The sequence below is a fragment of the Sphingobium sp. genome, assembly GCF_032153725.1.
Taxonomy (GTDB): domain Bacteria; phylum Pseudomonadota; class Alphaproteobacteria; order Sphingomonadales; family Sphingomonadaceae; genus Sphingobium.
In genome coordinates this window covers 180,156-195,255 of sequence record NZ_JALDYQ010000001.1, presented here as the reverse complement: position 1 = coordinate 195,255, position 15,100 = coordinate 180,156, and the positions used below count along the sequence as shown (strand labels likewise).

At 62.4% G+C, this 15,100-nt stretch carries 18 protein-coding genes and 1 pseudogene; 10 read left to right on the top strand and 9 right to left on the bottom strand.

Going from position 1 to position 15,100, the window contains the following annotated elements; translation table 11 throughout:
* Positions 1-11: 11 nt before the first annotated feature.
* Complete coding sequence (locus tag RUH75_RS01030) at positions 12-1,403, bottom strand: UvrB domain 3-containing protein (RefSeq protein WP_409592303.1); 1,392 nt, start codon at positions 1,401-1,403, stop codon at positions 12-14.
* Between the two features lie 7 nt (positions 1,404-1,410).
* On the opposite strand from RUH75_RS01030, the pseudogene RUH75_RS01025 reads away from it, so the two are divergent.
* The 4 genes and pseudogenes from RUH75_RS01025 to RUH75_RS23615 form a co-directional block, all read left to right on the top strand.
* Positions 1,411-2,457 (top strand): annotated as a pseudogene (locus RUH75_RS01025) (strawberry notch-like NTP hydrolase domain-containing protein); the annotation flags it as partial.
* A gap of 5 nt (positions 2,458-2,462) precedes the next feature.
* A complete protein-coding gene (locus RUH75_RS01020; protein WP_313801277.1) occupies positions 2,463-3,128 on the top strand; it encodes a hypothetical protein in 666 nt (221 codons plus the stop codon).
* Positions 3,110-3,919, top strand: coding sequence for a hypothetical protein (locus RUH75_RS01015; RefSeq protein ID WP_313801275.1), 810 nt, complete (start codon positions 3,110-3,112; stop codon positions 3,917-3,919). The genes RUH75_RS01020 and RUH75_RS01015 overlap by 19 nt, the downstream gene beginning before the upstream one ends.
* A 3-nt stretch (positions 3,920-3,922) precedes the next feature.
* Entirely contained in the window at positions 3,923-4,501 is a 579-nt protein-coding gene (locus RUH75_RS23615) for a DUF4189 domain-containing protein (protein ID WP_409592300.1), read from the top strand.
* A 293-nt stretch (positions 4,502-4,794) separates the two neighbouring features.
* Here RUH75_RS23615 and pgeF read toward each other — a convergent pair whose 3' ends face one another.
* Positions 4,795-5,556 carry a peptidoglycan editing factor PgeF gene (gene pgeF / locus RUH75_RS01010; RefSeq protein ID WP_313801273.1) on the bottom strand — a complete coding sequence of 254 codons (762 nt, stop codon included), beginning with the start codon at positions 5,554-5,556 and terminating at the stop codon, positions 4,795-4,797.
* 163 nt (positions 5,557-5,719) lie between these two features.
* Between pgeF and RUH75_RS01005 the strand changes: the two genes are divergently transcribed.
* Positions 5,720-7,336, top strand: a complete 1,617-nt coding sequence (locus RUH75_RS01005) for an amino acid permease (protein WP_313801271.1) — start codon at positions 5,720-5,722, stop codon at positions 7,334-7,336.
* Positions 7,337-7,434: 98 nt separating this feature from the next.
* Here RUH75_RS01005 and RUH75_RS01000 read toward each other — a convergent pair whose 3' ends face one another.
* Positions 7,435-8,709, bottom strand: a complete 1,275-nt coding sequence (locus RUH75_RS01000) for a multidrug effflux MFS transporter (protein ID WP_313801269.1) — start codon at positions 8,707-8,709, stop codon at positions 7,435-7,437.
* Positions 8,710-8,909: 200 nt separating this feature from the next.
* On the opposite strand from RUH75_RS01000, the gene RUH75_RS00995 reads away from it, so the two are divergent.
* The gene (locus tag RUH75_RS00995; RefSeq protein WP_313801267.1) at positions 8,910-9,206 is read left to right on the top strand and encodes an SEL1-like repeat protein; all 297 of its coding nucleotides are present in this window, start codon (positions 8,910-8,912) and stop codon (positions 9,204-9,206) included.
* A gap of 33 nt (positions 9,207-9,239) precedes the next feature.
* On the opposite strand, the gene RUH75_RS00990 is transcribed toward RUH75_RS00995, so the two are convergent.
* From RUH75_RS00990 to RUH75_RS00970, 5 genes are read right to left on the bottom strand one after another with little or no spacing between them, the layout of a single operon-like run.
* Positions 9,240-10,373 (bottom strand): GNAT family N-acetyltransferase, encoded by a 1,134-nt coding sequence (locus RUH75_RS00990; RefSeq protein WP_313801265.1) that lies wholly within the window; start codon positions 10,371-10,373, stop codon positions 9,240-9,242.
* The gene (locus tag RUH75_RS00985) at positions 10,366-11,106 is read right to left on the bottom strand and encodes a glycerophosphodiester phosphodiesterase family protein (protein WP_313801263.1); all 741 of its coding nucleotides are present in this window, start codon (positions 11,104-11,106) and stop codon (positions 10,366-10,368) included. Before RUH75_RS00985 ends, RUH75_RS00990 begins: the two co-directional genes overlap by 8 nt.
* Entirely contained in the window at positions 11,090-11,551 is a 462-nt protein-coding gene (locus tag RUH75_RS00980) for a RidA family protein (RefSeq protein ID WP_313801261.1), read from the bottom strand. Before RUH75_RS00980 ends, RUH75_RS00985 begins: the two co-directional genes overlap by 17 nt.
* An 11-nt stretch (positions 11,552-11,562) precedes the next feature.
* A complete protein-coding gene (locus tag RUH75_RS00975; protein WP_313801259.1) occupies positions 11,563-12,204 on the bottom strand; it encodes an HAD family hydrolase in 642 nt (213 codons plus the stop codon).
* A complete protein-coding gene (locus RUH75_RS00970; protein ID WP_313801257.1) occupies positions 12,201-12,497 on the bottom strand; it encodes a DUF3572 domain-containing protein in 297 nt (98 codons plus the stop codon). The genes RUH75_RS00975 and RUH75_RS00970 overlap by 4 nt, the downstream gene beginning before the upstream one ends.
* A gap of 78 nt (positions 12,498-12,575) precedes the next feature.
* Here RUH75_RS00970 and RUH75_RS00965 point away from each other — a divergent pair, with 78 nt between their 5' ends.
* Positions 12,576-12,938: a response regulator gene (locus tag RUH75_RS00965; protein ID WP_313801255.1), complete on the top strand. Its 363-nt coding sequence runs from the start codon at positions 12,576-12,578 to the stop codon at positions 12,936-12,938.
* Between the two features lie 175 nt (positions 12,939-13,113).
* On the opposite strand, the gene rpmG is transcribed toward RUH75_RS00965, so the two are convergent.
* A complete protein-coding gene (rpmG, locus tag RUH75_RS00960; protein ID WP_007687342.1) occupies positions 13,114-13,281 on the bottom strand; it encodes a 50S ribosomal protein L33 in 168 nt (55 codons plus the stop codon).
* Between the two features lie 216 nt (positions 13,282-13,497).
* On the opposite strand from rpmG, the gene RUH75_RS00955 reads away from it, so the two are divergent.
* From RUH75_RS00955 to RUH75_RS00945, 3 genes are all read left to right on the top strand, one after another.
* Positions 13,498-13,830 carry a hypothetical protein gene (locus RUH75_RS00955; protein WP_313801252.1) on the top strand — a complete coding sequence of 111 codons (333 nt, stop codon included), beginning with the start codon at positions 13,498-13,500 and terminating at the stop codon, positions 13,828-13,830.
* Between the two features lie 19 nt (positions 13,831-13,849).
* A complete protein-coding gene (locus RUH75_RS00950; RefSeq protein WP_313801250.1) occupies positions 13,850-14,416 on the top strand; it encodes a TMEM165/GDT1 family protein in 567 nt (188 codons plus the stop codon).
* 118 nt (positions 14,417-14,534) lie between these two features.
* Positions 14,535-15,026 (top strand): DNA starvation/stationary phase protection protein, encoded by a 492-nt coding sequence (locus RUH75_RS00945; protein ID WP_313801248.1) that lies wholly within the window; start codon positions 14,535-14,537, stop codon positions 15,024-15,026.
* Positions 15,027-15,100 lie beyond the last annotated feature (74 nt).

Sequence of the window (15,100 nt, the reverse complement as noted above, 5' to 3'; positions counted from 1 at the left end):
CGCGCTCCTTGCTACGCCATCACGCCGAAATCACTCGGTTCTTCGAGCCGTCCAGTTAGTTGATGGGCGATAGTATCAGCGATGGATGCGTCAGTTTCGGTCTTATCTTTCCTGCGTTCTTCGATTGCGACTTCATCGAAGATGTTCAATGGTTCGACGAGAGTGACGACGTCCCGTGCGATCACGTGGCGATCCAGCAACTGACGAATCCGCTTTTCGTAATCGCGCCAATCGACCCGTTCGGCGTACCGAAGGCTGACGGCGGCGCGTAACGCAGTGAAGCGTCCCAGGTCATCTTTCCAACGCTTTAGGAGCTCCGGCTTCGTGGCCTCGACAAATGCTGGTGAAGCGAGCGCCACGGAAAAGGCCCGCGCGAACGCCGAAAGGCGTTCATAGAACTCGGCTCTTATCGCCTCATCGGCGAGAAGTCGCGCGTAGGCTTCGGCATCAAATGTGTTCGATACGGATTTAAACACGTCCAGCAAGGCGGCATGGGCGCCTGGCACCTTATTTGCCTCGTCCCGGATTGCCAGTACGCTATTTGCAATGTCTTCCTGGCTGAAGCCCTGGAGGGCGTCGTAGCTGGCGAGCGCGGCGCCGAGATCCTTCAGGACGCCTGTATAATCGATAATGAAGCCGAAGGGCTTCTCCGGCGCGCCCTCTTCGTCGAAGACCCGATTGACGCGTGCGATGGCTTGCAGCAGGCCGTGCTCTTTCAAGCGGCGAGCTACATAGAGCACGGTGTTCCGTGGGGCGTCGAACCCTGTGAGAAGCTTGTCGACAACAATAATGATGTCAGGTTCGTCCGGTCCTTTGAATTGTTCGACGATGGTCCGGTTATAGGCATCTTCGCCACCGTAGCGCTCCATCATTTTCCGCCAGAACGTCCGGACGAGATCGTCGTCGGCTTCATCGACTTCGTCCTCGCTTTCGCGCATTTCTGGAGCCGAGATCACGACCTCGGCAGTCACGACCCCAAATTCGTCGAACAGCTTCTTAAGCAGGATCGCCGCCCTCTTTGACGATGCCGCAAGTTGCCCCTTCAGACCGGTTCCCTTGAAGCTCGTCGAGAAATGCTGCCCGACGTCGAATGCGATGGACTGAAGTCTCGAATCCACGCCCTCGATCTCACGAGCGCGACTCATCTTTCGTTTCAGATCGGCACGCTGGTCGTCGGAGAGGCCGCGGGTGTGAACTTCGAACCAGCGATCAATCTGCGCGTCATCGACGTCGGTGACGACCTCTCGCCCCTCATAGAGCAATGGTACGACGGCCTTGTCCGCCACAGCATCGCGCATGGAGTAGGAGGGCTGCACTAGATCGCCGAACTTGGCGAAGGTGCTCTTTTCCTTCTTGGCGATCGGCGTGCCGGTGAAGGCGACGAAGCAGGCGTTCGGAAGCACCTCGCGCATATCGCCAGACGACGTCGTGCTGGAACCATCTGCCGGGACCGGCTTGCTCGCCATTCTGGCATCGACGGCTGGTGGTTCGTTGATCCTGAACGAACTCGCGGACGGGCGCGCCGATCTCCTCAGCTCCCTCTTTCCGGCCGTTGGTGTCTCGCGCTTCGACGCCGCGCAGATCGACGATCATCTCGATCCCTCAGACATCCCCTCCGTTGTGCTGATGAACCCGCCGTTCTCGGCCATGGCTAATGTTTCGGGCCGCGTTGCCGACGCTGGCTTCCGTCATATCGCCTCGGCCTTGAACCGGCTTGCACCTGGCGGCCGGCTCGTGGCGATCACTGGCGCCAATGTCGGGCCGGACCTCCCGGATTGGCGTGACGCTTTCGAGCGCCTGCAGGAGCGCGGCACCATCGTGTTTAATGCAGCAATCGCCGGCTCGGTCTATGCCAGGCACGGCACTACATTCCCGACGCGCTTGACCGTCATCGACAAAGCGTCCGCCGCTGATCCGTCCGCGTGGCCAGCATCGGCTGGCATCGCGCCCGATGTCGCGACGCTGCTCGACTGGATCGCGCGGGACGTTCCGGCCCGTCTGCCCGTCACGTTGCCCACAGCTCCCGCAATGCGCCCAGCCACGGCGCCAAAGACGGTACGCGGCCATCTCACCCGCTCTGCGACCATTCGCCCCGCGCCCGCCATCGACCCAGAAGGCGTCGAGCTTCCCTATCGCACGATCGACTGGGAGCCTGCCGCAGGCGCGCACCTGACCGACGCGATCTATGAAGAATACGGATTGCAGTCGATCCGTATTCCCGGCGCGCAGGCGCATCCGACCAAGCTCGTGCAATCGGCCGCCATGGCGAGCGTTGCCCCGCCCAAGCCGAGCTATCGCCCGAAACTGCCCGCCAACATCCGCAGCCTTCTGTCGGATGCGCAGCTCGAAACGGTGATCTATGCCGGTGAGGCGCACGGCGACTATCTCGCCGGGTCGTGGACGGTCGACAAGACCTTCGACCTCGTGCAGGCCGCGCCCGCCGATGCCGTGGGTAGCCGATAGTGACCCGTCTCCATGCCCGCGCATTTGCGCTGACCTTGCTGCTACCCGTATGCGTGCTGGGCGCATGCGATAATTCCCAGGCCAGTTCCCAAGAGCCTGCGACAAATGCAGTTCGAATAGCCCAAAATGCCGCGTCCCGGCCTGCCGCGAAGGAACAGGTTCTCAACGAGCCGGATAAAATTTCGCTTGAGATGGCCGATCGCGCCTGCAAGGCAGAGGACTTCAAGGCATTCTTCGATGTTTTCATCGTGTCGAAGTCCGTTCGCCAGAAATATAGCGCGTCGCAGATCCGCTACGCGGTGCTCGGCCCACACGGAGAGAAAATTTCGGAGCGGACCTTTGATGCGGCGAGCTATTCGAGCTTCCCGGTCAAGATGCTGGACTACTACTACAAGCCGGTGAAACCGGCCCGCGCCGGCGATGAGGACGAATATCTCGATCTCCAGTTTAACCAGAGCCAGAACAACGACGTTTCCGTCGAATGGTCGCGCGTCCACTATGACGGCCAGTCCGACGGCGGTGACGATCTCGGCAACCCGCTTGACGCCAACGGCAAGCCGATCCCGAAGGGCGCGCATCAAGACCCGGAGGGCCAGCTGCTCTTCCACCCGGCCGCCGACTGCTGGGAACTCTCTGAGGACATCCGGTGGGCGCGGAAAAAGTGACGATGCCGCGCGTGAATTTCTCCAACAGAATCTTCGTCGCCGGAGTGACCGCGCTGGCCATCGTTGCAACCGGCATCGGCATCCCAAGAAGTTTGGGCAGCGCAATGGCTCAGGGACTCAACGCCTCCATAGGTGTTGTACCGGTCAGCAAGGAGGCGGAGGCCATGCGCGCGCTCCCCGAAAAGGAGCAACTGGCCAAGGCATTCGAGGCGGCGTTCGGCGGCGGCAAGGAGCGTGTCGAACTCGATAGCGGCGCGACCATGGTCTACGAACCGGGCGCACTGGCCTGGACCTTGTCAGGCGCCATCCTCCTCAGCCCCGGTATTGTCGAGCATGGCGGCCCCACCGATTTCGGCGCGCTTGCGGTCCATTATCTGAAACCCGAGGGAGCGGCCTTCAAGGTCATGGGTGCGTACCCAGACGGTATCGAGGGGAGCCTCATGGGTGGCCCGCCGCAATGGGTGGTGTCGACGGATTTCGGCGATAATCCGGTAGTGGTGACCGACATATTCGGCTCATGGCAGGGTGTTTCATGCACCACCACTGCGCTCTACGAGCTTGGTGGCGGGGAGCCCATATCGTTGGGGGCGTTCCGGTCCGGCTACGACAACATCGGGGCCGTGGGTCAGGGACCGAAGGCTGTGTCCATCACGGGGTCGATCCGCAATATCGTGAAGGGCAAGTCTTTCGAGGTGCATTTCGACGGAACCTCCCGCTTCAAGCAGCTCTTCGCGCGCAATGGAACGAAATACGTGAAAGTCGGCGGGGACGGCGAACTGCCGAACTGCTGATGAATGTCAGGCGCTAATGGAGGCGTGGATCGAATGAGGCTTGAACGGATCTGTTATGGTGCTTGCGCAGCGGCGCTGGCGGCTGTCGCCGTCACTGTCGTGATATTTGCGCCTGGTGAAGCGGCGCGCGCCGAAGGCCGCTGCCCTCCTGGCTACTATCCTGTCGGCGGCGATAGGGCATCTGACTGCGCGCCGATTCCAGGCGCTCAGAATGATGGCAGTGGTCTCGAAAACAGCGGTGCGGTATCGATACCCAACCGGGCGGACACCTATGGCGCCATCGTTTGGAGTTCCGGGAGTGACGGCGGCACCCTATACAACGTCACGACAGGCGCCTTGAGCCGCGAGCAGGCCCAAGCGAGCGCGCTGGGTCAATGCAGGAGCGAGGGTGGCATCGACTGTCGCCTCGCTCTCGATTTCTCCAATGGCTATTATGCTGTGGCCGTCGCCGGGAAGAACGAGGCAGCGGTGGACTCTGGCCCAACGGAACGAACAGCCAAGCGGAAGGCGCAGGCTGCTTGCCAGAGAATCTATAAACGCAGTTGCCGGATCGTCGAGACAGGCGAGAGCCTTCCCCGGTAGGAACGGCGTTACGCTGCTGCTCGGAACAGCAAGTTGAGATGGTTGCGTGCCCCCGCAACCATCTCAAATTGCGATACCAAATCGCCTAAGTCAGCCGCCCCAACCGGGCGGCTTTTTTGCGTCCGCAAGTTCAGATGGTTGCGCCCTCCCGCAACCAACGCAAAGCATTACTTTCGACATGAGTCTCGTGGGTCCCCCAAGATCGGACCTATTCACGAAAATGATTGATGGCCGCTCCATAACGACCACGCTTCGCTTCTGGCCAGCTGGCGTCTTCATGGGTTGGAAAAATGCTAGGTCCCTACCGCAATCATCGAAATCTGCCGACCATAATCGGGCTCGCCGCGATGGCATGAGCGGCGATAGCTGTAAAAGCGATCCGGTTGGCTATAAGTGTCCTCGTCCAACAGCGTAATCATACTGATGCCGGCGGCCGCCAGCCGCGCGGCCACATAGGCTGCTATGTCGAATTGGCAGTGCCCCTCCCGCCCAGAGATGAAAAAACGATCGTTCTTCGCATCCGCCGCTGCAAAGCGGGCTGCGAAATCCAGCGTAACTTCATAGGACGAACGCCCGATGCATGGCCCGATCGCACAGGCGATCCGGTTGCGCGAAGCGCCCAACATTTCCATCGCAGCGATCGTCCGATCTGTCACGCCGCTCAAAGCGCCTTTCCATCCCGCATGCGCTGCGCCGACGACACCGGCGGACGCATCGGCAAAGAGGACCGGCACGCAATCTGCGGTCAGAATCCCCAATATCAACCCCGGTCGATTCGTAACCATCGCATCGGCCGCGGGCCGATCGTCCGCCGGGATGGGCGCCGTGACGGTGATCACATCAGGTGAGTGCACCTGATGCACCGTCACCAGCGTCGCGCCCGGCAACAGTGCATCGCGCGCCAAATCCCGGTTGCGCAGCACTGCATCGCGCTCATCCTCTGATCCTAAACCGACATTCAGACCCTCGTGAATCCCTCTGGAAACGCCACCCCGGCGTCCGGCGAAACCATGTACGACATCGCCCAGGCTTTTCGCTCGTAGCAATTCAACCATGCTTCACTCCCTTGGATTCCTATGGGAAGCGCTTTTGGACCATGTCCGAAATGCGCAACATACTTGCGCGCGCCGGATTAGACGATAGTCTCCGCTTCATCACAAAAGGGGAGAGGCCGCAACGGCCGCCCGGGCAAAAGACACAAAGATAAAGGGCTCCATCATGATTTTCGGGCGCATAAAGCCTCTGGACGCCATATTGGCCACGGCCGAGAAAAAATCTCTCGTACGGACATTGGGGCCGATCCAACTGACGCTATTGGGTGTCGGTGCCATCATCGGCACCGGCATTTTCGTTTTGACCGCCGCTGCGGCCCAAAAGGCCGGTCCGGGCATGATGTGGAGCTTCGTGATCGCGGGGGCCGTCTGCGCTTTCGCGGCGCTTTGCTATTCCGAACTCGCATCGATGGTGCCGGTGTCCGGCTCCGCCTACACCTATACCTATGCCGTCGTTGGGGAGCTGCTCGCCTGGATGGTCGGGTGGGCGCTCATCCTGGAATATGCCGTCGCAGCAAGCGCGGTATCTGTCGGCTGGTCCGGCTATTTCATGGGGTTGCTTAAAAGCATAACCGGGCTGGAACTGCCACGAGCGCTATCTGCGGGGCCGGTCTGGACGATGAACGGCCTCATCCCCCACGCTGATTTCAGCCACGGCGTCATCAACATCCCCGCGATCGTCGTGGCGCTCGCGGTGACGGCGTTGCTGGTCATCGGCACCACCGAAAGCGCGCGCGTCAACGCCGTGCTCGTTGCCATCAAGGTGGCGGCGCTGACGGCCTTCATCGCGTTGACCCTACCGGTACTCGACACCGGTAATTTCTCGCCTTTCGCGCCCAATGGCTGGTTCGGGCCGGAAGGCACCAGCGGCATGGGTATTGTCGGTGCGGCCGCCTCGATCTTCTTCGCCTATGTGGGCTTTGATGCCGTTTCGACGGCCGCTGAAGAAACCAAGAACCCGCAGCGCAACGTGCCCATCGGCCTGATCGGCAGCCTTGCGCTTTGCACCGTTTTCTACCTTCTGGTCGCTAGCGGCGCGATTGGCGCGATCGGCGCGCAGCCTGTGCTGGGACCCGATGGATCGATCGTGGCGCCCGGGTCGCAGGGCTTTACCGCTGCCTGTGCCATGGCCGCTCACGCCAAGGACCTGGTCTGCTCGAATGAAGCGCTCGCCCATGTGTTGCGGGAGATCAACTGGACGGTCGTGGGCAATGCGCTCGGTCTTGCCGCCAACCTCGCCCTGCCGTCGGTCATCCTGATGATGATGTTCGGCCAGACCCGCATCTTCTTCGTCATGGCCCGCGACGGCCTGCTGCCGGAAAAGCTCGCCAGCATCCATCCGAAGTTCAAGACGCCGCATGTCGTCACCATGGTCACCGGCATATTCGTCGCCATCGGCGCGGCCCTGCTCCCCGTCGGCCAGCTGGCGGATATTTCCAACTCCGGCACGCTGTTCGCCTTTTTCATGGTTTCGATCGCCGTGTTGGTGCTGCGCGTGAAGGAGCCGGCGCGTGCCCGCCCATTCCGCACTCCGCTGGTGTGGGCGATTGCTCCGACCGCAGCCTTCGGTTGCGTCTTCCTGTTCTTCAACCTGCCTGTCGATGCACAGCTCGTCCTGCCGGTCTGGGGTGGCTTCGGCCTCTTCCTCTATTTCCTTTATGGCTACCGCAAAAGCCATGTGGGGCGCGGTCTGATTGAAACGCATGAACAGGATGTCGGCATCCCGCCGCAACCGGTGCCCCCCATGCCGGGCGCGCCGACACCGGGTGGCCAGGACGCCTGATCCAATGAAAGGGGCGGATGATACTGCCCCTTTTTTCGTCGAATGCTCCCCGGCGGGCAGCGTCCATTCCTGGCTGATCAAATGCCGGGACTAAACACCTAATGCATGGCTTCGAATTCGGGATCACGCAGGGCCGCGCGATGGGGGCGGGTGAACAACTTCCCGTGCTCTGCCCAAGCGACGATCAGCAAAGAGACTGCCCCGAAAATCATCAACCCCAGGGTGAGCGGCAGCGTCGTCCCGTCAAAGGCACGGCCGACCAGGCTGCCGAGCGTGCTGGACAAGGCCGTGGTCAGAAAGGCCTGAAAAGAGGATGCGATGCCCGCGCCTTTCGCGAAGGGTTCCATCGAAATCGCGCTGAAGTTGGACGCGGTGAAGGCGATCGTCAGCATCGCCGTGGCCTGAAAAGCGATGAAGCTGATGATGGTTTCATGACCTGTCAGGATCACCCCCAGGTGAGCGCCGTTGATCAGGACCAGGCATAGCAGCGCCGTCTGGCTCAATCGCCGCGCGCCGAAGCGGGAGACGAGTCGACTGTTGAGCAGGCTGCCGATCCCCATGCTCCCGGCAATGGCCGCGAAGGCGAAGGGAAAAATCTTCTGCGCCCCGAAAATGTCGAAGAAAATTTGCTGCACGGACAGGATGAAGCCGATCAGGCCGCCCGTCACCACGCCGCTTGCCAGCATATAGCCGATTGAACTGCGTGTGCGGGCGACGGTTCCAACCGTCCGTAAAAGGCTAGCTGCGCTTATCCGCAGGCGATTTTCCGGCAACAGCGTTTCCGGCATTCGGCTCATCATCCACAGCAGGATCAGCGTGGCCAGGATCGTCAGGGCCCAGAAAATCCAGCGCCATGGCGCAATCCACAAGATTGCCTGACCGAAAGCGGGCGCCATGACCGGGATCAGCATGAACACCGCGAAGATAAGCGACATGACGCGCGCCATGGCGTCACCCCTGAACCGGTCGCGGATGATGCTGACGGTGATGACGCGGCTTGCGCCTGCAAAGAACCCGGCGCAGGCGCGTCCGGCCAGCATCATGGTGAAACTTTGCGCGCCCGCGCAGGCGATGGAGGAAAGGATGAACAGCACCATCGTGCTTCCCAGCACTCGCTTGCGCCCGAATCGATCGGACAAGACGCCGAACAGCAGCGACCCGACTCCCAGCCCCAGAAAATAGACGCTGATGATCAACTGCCGGTCATTGGGGTGCGGAATCGCCAGATCGCGGCCAATGTCGGGCAGGGCAGGCAGCATCGGGTCGATCGACAGCGCATTCATCGCCATCAGGCAGGCGCAAAGCATGACGAATTCGCGGAAAGCTATGTCCTTTTTTGGCTGCGCTGCGACGATTTCCGGATGATGGGTCATGCTGGCGGCTATGGGGACAATCAGACCCGCGCGCTACCCCCTTTGGCGCCATCCAGCTGCGTTAACCCTTCCCTGCCACCTATTACGGGCATTGGCCTGCTGATCGCTGCAAAACGCGTTAACCATTTTTTATCCGCTGCCGGTGCAGCCTGTCCTCGTCGAAAACCATCAAGTCGAAATCCATCAGGGGGAATTCGGTCATGGCCAATGGTCTGAAGAGCGCGCAGTTTCTGATGCAAAGCCGTCTTTCGGATGCGGCAGGCGAATCTGCGGAAACCTGTTTCGATCTGGGCGTGGCCTATAGCTGCGGCACGGGCGGTCTGCCCGTCGATCTGATCGAGGCGCATAAATGGTTCAATCTGGCAGCCCTCAAGGGCAGCGAGGAAGGCCAGACCCTGCGTGCGGAAGTGGCTGGGGAAATGTCGGCGCGCGAAATAGCGGAGGCCCAGCGGCAGGCGCGGGCCCTGATCGCGACGGCGCAGCGACGTGCCGCTTAGAGCGATTTGCTTCCGTTCGCCTGGATAATCCCTCTAGGCACCCTTGCGAAACGGCGTCCGTTCGGTCAGCCAGAGCCGGTCGCGCTGCACGCCCTGCCGCTCGGCCGCCAGGAAATCGGCCACGGCCCGGCGAAAGCTCGCATTGGGAATGAAATGCGCCGAATAGGTGGGCTCGGGCGCATAGCCCCGCGCCAGCTTGTGTCCGCCCTGCGCGCCCGCCTCCACCCGCTTCAGGCCCCGGGCGATGGCGATGTCGATCGCCTGATAATAGCATAGCTCGAAATGCAGATTGGGCACCTCCTCGGTACAGCCCCAATAGCGTCCGTACAGCGTGTCCGCCCCGATCAGGTTGAGCGCCCCGGCAATCGGTCGGCCCTGGCGCAGCGCCAGCACCAACAGCACCCGGTCCGCCATGCTTTTGCCCAGCATCGAGAAAAAGGCACGAGTCAGATAGGGCCGTCCCCATTTGCGCGCGCCGGTGTCCTGATAGAAGGTCCAGAACATGTCCCAATGCGCCTCGATCAGTGCCGCGCCGGTCAGATGCACGATCTCCAGCCCCCCGACCGCGCGTTCGCGTTCCTTGCGGATATTCTTGCGCTTGGCGCTCGACATATCCGCCAGAAAGTCGCTGAAGTCGCGATAGCCGCGATTGGTCCAGTGAAACTGACTGTCCTCCCGGATCAGCCATCCCGCCGCCTCGAACATCGGCACCTGATCGGGCGCGATGAAGGTCGCATGGGCGGAAGACAGCGCATTGCGTCCCACCACGTTTTCGATCCCCGCGATCAGCAGGGGCGCGAGCAATTCGTCGCGCAGCAGGAGCCGGGGACCGGGCACCGGCGAAAAGGGGGAGGCGACCTGAATCTTGGGATAATAGCGCCCGCCTGCCCGTTCCCAGGCATCGGCCCAGCCATGGTCGAACACATATTCGCCTTGGCTATGGCTCTTGCCATAGAGCGGTGCGGCGGCGGCGATCCGTCCGTCCGGCCCGTCAATGACCAGCGGCAACGGTTGCCAGCCGCTATTGCCGCCGACACTGCCCGATCGTTCCAGCGCGGCCAGAAAATCCCAGCCGATGAATGGATTGGCATCTCCCGCGCAGGCATTCCATTCCTCACGCGGCAAATCGGCCACGCCGCCGGCGATCCGCGCCACGCACTCAGTCACGCGATGCCTCGAAAATGATCTGGTCCGCATGCAGAGCGGCGCGAGCGTGCTCCGTATCGGTACGCACGGTCCAGCTCAGCACGGGCAGCCCCCGACGACGGGCGCGCACGGACAGGGACGAAGGCAGGTCGCGAATATCACAGGCGATGAAATCGGGTTTGGCCGCCCAAAGTGCAAGGGCGCGGCCCACTCTTCCACGCCAGCCGCGCCTACGCTGCTCGGTGACGACCAGTCCGCGCGCGACATCGGGCCGGTGGCGCCGGAACCAGCGCATCGCCGCGGGATTGAAGCTCATGACCGCCGCCAGCGTCAGGGGACGCCGCGCCAGGTCGTCGGAAACCGCCGCACAAAGGGGGGCGACCCGTCGTCCGTCCACCTTGATTTCGATGAGCAGGGGGATGTCCGTCCCGCACAGGTCCAGCAGTGCCCGAAGGCGCGGAACGCCGCCGCCATCGGGCAGCGTCAGCCGGTCGATGTCTTCGGCCTCATGATCGCAAACCTTGCCGGCTTCGCCCGTCATACGCTGAAGCGAGGCATCGTGGAAGACGACCGCCACGCCGTCGCGGCTCAGCCGGACATCGCATTCAATGCCCAGATTTGCGGCAATGGCGGCCGTGAAGGCCGCCATGCCATTTTCGCTGACCTTGCCCCCGTGCGGTCCGCCCCCATGCAGTCCACGATGGGCGAAGGGGCGCGCGGTCAGGAATGCCGGGGCGTCAGGCCGGACGGACAAGGACGATGGCATCGATCTCGACCACTGCGCCCAGCGGCAGCACTGGAACGCCCACCGCGCTGCGGGCGTGCTTGCCTGCCTCGCCGAAGACCTCGACCATCAGTTCGGACGCGCCATTGGCCACCTTGGGCTGGTCGGTGAATTCGGGCGTGCTGCTGATGAAGGCGCCCAGCTTCACGATCCGCTCGACCCGGTCGAGACTGCCAAGCGCGGCCTTCATCTGGGCGATCAGGTTGAGGCCGCAGGCCCGCGCCGCTTTGACGCCATAGTCCAGGTCCCGGTCTTCGCCCAGGCGACCGGTCATCAACTGGCCCTCGGCCAGCGAGATCTGCCCGGAAATATGCAGCAGGCCATTGGCTTCCACTGCCGCGACATAGGCGGCGACCGGCGCGGCGGCGGCGGGCAGGGTGATGCCGAGTTCGGTCAGGCGGGCTTCGATGCTCATGCGGATGCTCCTTATGGGGTGAGGAAGTTGTCGGGCGCCGGCCCCTCGGCCAGCCGGGCGGCGATCCACGCTTCGGCCGCCGCCCAGTCGTCGATCCGGGCATGGGCCAGAGGGGCCGCGCCGACTTCGCGGGCGATTTCCGGTTCGCCCACCATATGCAGGCGCCAGACGCCGGGCGCATGATCTGCCACGGACGCGTGATGTTCGGCCAGATCGTCGATGAACAGGGTGACGCTGGGCTGGCGTTCCGCGATGATCGCCGTCAGTGGCGGACCCTTGCCGCCCTGATTCCAATGAACGGGCAGATCAAGGCCATGGGCCGCGAGTTGCTCCTCGCGCTGCCGGTGATGGCGTTCGGTGATGTTGGTGAGGACGACGATGTCGGCGATCCGGCTCAACCGGTCCATCGCCTCGACCGCGCCCGCGATCGGCGCCTGGCGGTGCATTTCCGTATCGAAAAAGCCGATCAGCAATTCCCAGACCAGCGCCCGCTCCAGCGGCTTGCCGCTGTCCTTATGGCGCAACGCCTCGGCAAAGCCGCGCTCGCGCATGTCGAAATGCACGTCATGATGTTCGTCCAGCCAGGCGCGGAATGGCACCACCATGTGCAACAGCACCTCATCGCAATCGGTGATGATCAGTGGACGGGTCATGGCTGGAGCGCTCCCTTGGCGGCGATCAGGGCTTCGGGCGTGCTGTCGATGCTTTCGGCGCAAGCGATCAGGTCCGGCTCATGATCGGCAAGGAAGCCCAGAACCGCGCTCAATATCGCCGCATCGTCCACCCCGGCGCGCAGCGTGTCGGCGTCCAGCCCGGTCAGCGCCAACAGCCGGTCGGCCCTGCGGTCGTCGGCCAGCGTCCAGGCCAGCGCCATGAGCGCCAGCACGGATGGTTCTCGTGTCTCGCTTGGGCTATGCTGCTTGCCATGGTTAATGTCGGGACGCATGATTGATCTCAACGAAGGGCGGGCTTAGGGAACGCGCTTCCAAATATTGTTGCGGATTTCTCCAAACGCGGGTGACTGGTGGCAAAGCGCGTGCTCGTTGTCGAGGACAACGAACTTAATCTCAAACTTTTTTGCGACCTGCTGCGCGCGCACGGGCATGAAGTGCTGCCGCTGCGCGATGGGCGCGACCTGCTGGCACAGGCGCGGGAGTTCCACCCGAATCTGGTGATCACCGACATCCATCTGCCGCATATCAGCGGCCTTGACCTCATCATTTCACTGAAGCGCGACGCGCAGCTGTCGTCGGTGCCGATCATGGCCGTGACCGCCTATGCCGGCCATGGCGATGAGGAGCGGATTCGTGGGGCAGGCGCGCAGGCCTATGTTTCCAAGCCGATTTCCGTGCTGCGTTTCGTCGAGCAGGTGAACGCGTTGCTGTAAGGCATGGAATTGGCGGACATCTGCCGGCTCTCCATCCTGTCACCGCCTGGTCGCAAGGCCGGGGACGGAAGGCAACAAGGAAAGGCCCGTTCCCCCCAAGGGGACGGGCCTCTTCGTTCGGGTGCCCGGCACCACGAACCCCAAATGTCGTCAGGCGGCGAAAGCCGCCGTCAGATCACTTGATCTTGGCTTCCTTGAACTCGACATGCTTGCGCACGACGGGATCATATTTCCGGAAGCTCAGCTTCTCGGTCTTGGTGCGCGGATTCTTCTTGGTGACGTAGAAGAAGCCGGTGTCAGCCGAGCTGACGAGGCGAATCTTGACGGTTGCTGGCTTGGCCATGGCCTTAGTCCCTGGTCGTGAATATCGTGAAAAAGAAGAGCGGCCCCCAAACCTCTTGCAAGGAGGGGACCGCCCCGTTTCAGCCGCGGCTCATGAGGGAGATTCGGATTAATGTCAAGGCTCGTGGCCGAAAGCTGCGGCGCATGCTACACTTTACGCGGCCTTAACCGGCTCAACATATGATGGAGTCGGAGCCAAAAGACGGGGGAGTCTCTCATGCGACATGATCCGATGTTGGTCATTCTTGCCGATCTGCTGTGCCGGGTCGACGGACTTGCCGGGGAACGGGGGCATGTTTCGGTGGCGCGATTGCGTGACGAAATCGACCAGATTCGCCATATCGCGCGCGCCTTTCATCTCGATACGGTCGAATGTCTGGCAAGCACGCTGCAATCGGCGCTCTCGCTACAGGGCGCCGGGCCGGTGGTGATGTCCTATCTCGACCTGATGCGCGACGCGCTCGCGGCGGAAATGCCCGAGGCGGATGTCATCCCGATGCCCATGGCCGCCAGGCCCATGGCGGGACCCGGTTCGCATCTGACCGCCTGACCGACAAGACGGCTGCCGAATGGACGCATTGCTGATCGCGCTGCTCGGCTGCCTGTTGAGTGAGATCGGAGACAAGGGGCAGTTGCTCGCCCTCGCGCTGGCCACTCGGTTTCAGCGCAATGGCGCGGTGATCGCGGGGGTCGCCGCCGCTGCCGTCGCCAATGCTGCCATCGGCGCAGCGGCGGGCATCTTCATCGCGCCGATGCTCGGGTCGGACGCGCGGCTGTTGTTCCTCGCCTTGGCGTTGATCTTTCTCGCCATCGGCATGATCTGGCCGGTCAAACAGCCTGATCCGCTCGCCAACTGGCAATTGGGACCGTTTCTGACCACCGCGCTCGGCCTTTTCATCCTCGGCTTTGGCGATGGCGCGCAATTCCTGATCCTGGGCATCGCCGTCCGCACCGCCGATCCTTTGCTCGCCGCGACCGGAGGCGCCATCGGCATCATGGCCGCGACCATCCCCATCGTCCTGCTGCGCGAGGCCATGCTCAAGGCGCTTCCGCTCCGTGCCATCCGGATCGGTGGCGGCGTTCTGCTACTGCTGGCCGGCCTGTCCGTGGCAGTGTCGGCGCTGCATCTCGCCTGATCGAGCCTCTCCATCAGACTGAACGACAATTTCCGTGCGAAATTCGTGGGTTGTCATGGCACCTTAACGGCACCGGATCATTATATGTCCGAAACCAAGTCCCCAACAGGAGCCAAGCATGACAGCCCCCGATCTGAAGACCCCGACGGACCTGCGCAGCAACGCGACGAAGTCGGTCGCGCAGGCGCTGAACGGCGTGCTCGCGGACAGCTATGCGCTGTATTTCAAGACCAAGAACTTCCATTGGCACGTCTCGGGTCCGCATTTCCGGGACTATCATCTGATGTTCGATGATCAGGCCACGCAGATTCTCGCCACCACCGACCTGATTGCGGAGCGTGTGCGCAAGACCGGGAACACCACGCTGCGCTCGATCGGGGACATCTCGCGCCATCAATCGGTGGTCGACAATGACGCCGATTATGTCAGCCCCGGCGATATGCTGAATGAGCTGCGCGCGGATAATCTGAAGCTGGTCGAAGCCCTGCGCGCCGCCAAGGCCGCCGCCACGCAAGCGGGCGACAACGCGACCGAAGGCATTATCGACGACTGGACCGACCAGGCCGAAGAGCGCGCCTGGTTCCTCTTCGAGGCCGGACGCAACGCCTGACGTGACAAAGCCCTCCAGCGCAAACTGGAGGGCTTCCTTTCCCCTTGGCGGTCGTGCTCCTGCGAAGGCAGGAG

What these genes read in the sequence shown, in the direction of transcription:
- RUH75_RS23615 (WP_409592300.1), top strand. Translation starts at nt 3,923, where the DNA reads ATGTCAGGCGCTAATGGAGGCGTGGATCGAATGAGGCTTGAACGGATC.
- pgeF (WP_313801273.1), bottom strand. Translation starts at nt 5,556, where the DNA reads ATGGTTGAATTGCTACGAGCGAAAAGCCTGGGCGATGTCGTACATGGT.
- RUH75_RS01005 (WP_313801271.1), top strand. Translation starts at nt 5,720, where the DNA reads ATGATTTTCGGGCGCATAAAGCCTCTGGACGCCATATTGGCCACGGCC.
- RUH75_RS01000 (WP_313801269.1), bottom strand. Translation starts at nt 8,709, where the DNA reads ATGACCCATCATCCGGAAATCGTCGCAGCGCAGCCAAAAAAGGACATA.
- RUH75_RS00995 (WP_313801267.1), top strand. Translation starts at nt 8,910, where the DNA reads ATGGCCAATGGTCTGAAGAGCGCGCAGTTTCTGATGCAAAGCCGTCTT.
- RUH75_RS00980 (WP_313801261.1), bottom strand. Translation starts at nt 11,551, where the DNA reads ATGAGCATCGAAGCCCGCCTGACCGAACTCGGCATCACCCTGCCCGCC.
- RUH75_RS00975 (WP_313801259.1), bottom strand. Translation starts at nt 12,204, where the DNA reads ATGACCCGTCCACTGATCATCACCGATTGCGATGAGGTGCTGTTGCAC.
- RUH75_RS00970 (WP_313801257.1), bottom strand. Translation starts at nt 12,497, where the DNA reads ATGCGTCCCGACATTAACCATGGCAAGCAGCATAGCCCAAGCGAGACA.
- rpmG (WP_007687342.1), bottom strand. Translation starts at nt 13,281, where the DNA reads ATGGCCAAGCCAGCAACCGTCAAGATTCGCCTCGTCAGCTCGGCTGAC.
- RUH75_RS00955 (WP_313801252.1), top strand. Translation starts at nt 13,498, where the DNA reads ATGCGACATGATCCGATGTTGGTCATTCTTGCCGATCTGCTGTGCCGG.
- RUH75_RS00950 (WP_313801250.1), top strand. Translation starts at nt 13,850, where the DNA reads ATGGACGCATTGCTGATCGCGCTGCTCGGCTGCCTGTTGAGTGAGATC.
- RUH75_RS00945 (WP_313801248.1), top strand. Translation starts at nt 14,535, where the DNA reads ATGACAGCCCCCGATCTGAAGACCCCGACGGACCTGCGCAGCAACGCG.